At 71.1% G+C, this 2260-nt stretch carries 2 protein-coding genes; one reads left to right on the top strand and one right to left on the bottom strand.

Translation table 11 applies throughout. The features are described from left to right. Positions 1-40: 40 nt before the first annotated feature. The gene (gene wrbA, locus A7A76_RS20425) at positions 41-634 is read right to left on the bottom strand and encodes an NAD(P)H:quinone oxidoreductase (RefSeq protein WP_206413034.1); all 594 of its coding nucleotides are present in this window, start codon (positions 632-634) and stop codon (positions 41-43) included. 227 nt (positions 635-861) lie between these two features. Here wrbA and A7A76_RS20420 point away from each other — a divergent pair, with 227 nt between their 5' ends. Continuing rightward, complete coding sequence (locus A7A76_RS20420) at positions 862-2133, top strand: YihY family inner membrane protein (RefSeq protein WP_206413035.1); 1272 nt, start codon at positions 862-864, stop codon at positions 2131-2133. Positions 2134-2260 lie beyond the last annotated feature (127 nt).

Genomic DNA, 2260 nt, shown 5'->3' with positions numbered 1-2260 from the left:
CCGCCTTCCTGCGGCCCGCCGGGCGCGGAGCCGGCGCCGCTCAACGGCTCACCTTCGCGGTCAGCGCCGCGACCCGGCGGCCGAGCGCGCGCGCCAGCGCGGCCTCGTCGTCGCTGAGGGTCGGGTCGTCCTGGGCGCCGGCGACGTGGCTGGCGCCGTAGGGCGTGCCGCCGCTGCGGGTATGGCTCAGCGCCGGCTCGGTGTAGGGAATGCCGAGGATCACGCAGCCGTGGTGCAGCAGCGGCACCATCATGCTCAGCAGGGTCGATTCCTGGCCGCCGTGCAGGGTCGCGGTGGAGGTGAACACCGCCGCCGGCTTGCCGACCAGGGCGCCGCTGGCCCACTGCGCGCCGAGGCCGTCGAGCCAGTGCTTGACCGGCGCGGCCATGTTGCCGAAGCGGGTCGGGCTGCCGAGCACCAGGCCGGCGCATTCGTCCAGGTCGCGCGGCTCCACGTAGGGCGCGCCGTCCTCGGGCACCGGCGGCGCCGCGGTCTGGGTGATCGCCGCCACCGGCGGCACCGTGCGCAGGCGCGCGCTCACGCCCTCGACCTCGCCGACGCCGCGCGCGATCTGGCGGGCCAGGCGGGCGACGGAGCCGCCGCGGCTGTAGTAGAGCACCAACACTTCGGTCATCGGATTCTCCTTTGCGCGGGGAAGGATAGAGGAATGCGCGGCGGGCGGCCCTCACCCCAACCCCTCTCCCGCCCGCGGGAGAGGGGCTATCAGCGCGCGCAGCAGCTTGCTGTTCCTTCTCCCGCTAGCGGGAGAAGGTGCCCCGAAGAGCCTGCCCCTGCGAAAGCAGGGGGGCGGATGAGGGCCCCATGCACGCGCCCAACGCCCCATCGGTTACCCTGCGCCCGATGGAGCCCTTGGATTCGATCTATCGCTGGAGCGACCGCGTGCGCGACCGCGCGCGCGTGGACACCTTCTTCCGTTTCCTCGCCCGCCGCTTCCTCGACGACAACCTGTTCCAGGCCGCCGGCGCGCTGTCCTACACCACGGTGTTTGCGCTGGTGCCGCTGTCGATGGTGGTGTTCGGCGTGCTCTCGGCGTTCCCGATGTTCGGCGAATGGAGCGACAAGCTCAGCGACTACATCTTCTCCAACTTCGTGCCCTCGGCGGCGCGCTCGGTGGAGTCCTACCTCAAGCAGTTCTCGGCCAACGCCGGCCAGCTCACCGCCGCCGGCGTGATCGCCCTGGTGGTGTCGCTGCTGATCACCCTCAACGGCGTGGAAACCGCGTTCAACCGGATCTGGCGCGTGCATTCGGCGCGACCGCGCATCGGCCGCTTCCTGATCTACTGGACCGTGCTGACCCTGGGCGCGCTGCTGGCCGCGGCCAGCCTGGCGATCTCGGCGCGGTTCTTCGCCCTGGGCGTGTTCGCCACCCAGCCCGGCCGCATGCTCGAAGGCCTGCTGCTGCGCGGCGCGCCGATGGCGCTGGAGTGGCTGGCGTTCGCGGCGATTTATGTGGTGGTGCCGCACCGCACGGTGAAATGGCGCCACGCGGTGGCCGGCGCGTTCCTGGCGATGCTGCTGTTCGAGCTGATCAAGGGCGGCATCGGCCTGTACCTGGGCAGCTTCGGCTCGTATTCGAAGATCTACGGCACTCTGGCGTTCGTGCCGATCTTCCTGCTGTGGATCTACCTGAGCTGGATCGCGGTGCTGCTGGGCGCCTCGCTGGCGTCCTCGATCGCCGCCTTCCGCTACCAGCCGGCCTCGATGCGGCTGCCGCTGGGCTTCGAAATGTACGGCCTGCTGCGCTTGCTGGCGCGCTTCGCCGAAGCGCGCAAGCGCGGGCGCGGGCTGCACATCGACGACATCCAGCAGCTCGAGCCGATGCTGACCGATTCGCTGGTCCAGCAGATGCTCGAACAGCTCGGCGAGATCAGCGTGGTGCGCCGCGCCGAGAGCGGCGAATGGCTGCTCGCGCGCGACCTCGACGAACTGTCGCTGGGCGAACTGTACGAAGCCTGCAACCTGCGCATTCCCATCGCCGAAGCGATGCTGCCCTGCCGCGACGACTCGCTCGGCCAGTCGGCGGTGGCGGCGATGGACGAACTGCGCATACCGCTGCGCGCGCTGATGAAACGGCGCGTGTCCAGCATCCATGCCGAAGAGGAAGCCCCATGAAGTCCAGCTCCGCTCCCGTCCGCGCGCTGCCGCTGTCCGCGCTCGTCCTCGCCGCGGCGCTGTCGCTGGCCGCCTGCCAGAAGCCGGCGCCCGCGCCCGACGCCGCAACGCCTCCGGCGGCGACGGC

The organism is Lysobacter enzymogenes (assembly GCF_017168095.1).
Lineage (GTDB): Bacteria > Pseudomonadota > Gammaproteobacteria > Xanthomonadales > Xanthomonadaceae > Lysobacter > Lysobacter enzymogenes_D.
Note: the sequence above shows the minus strand (reverse complement) of the source record. Positions and strands in the feature narration are given on the sequence as shown.

What these genes read in the sequence shown, in the direction of transcription:
- wrbA (WP_206413034.1), bottom strand. Translation starts at nt 634, where the DNA reads ATGACCGAAGTGTTGGTGCTCTACTACAGCCGCGGCGGCTCCGTCGCC.
- A7A76_RS20420 (WP_206413035.1), top strand. Translation starts at nt 862, where the DNA reads ATGGAGCCCTTGGATTCGATCTATCGCTGGAGCGACCGCGTGCGCGAC.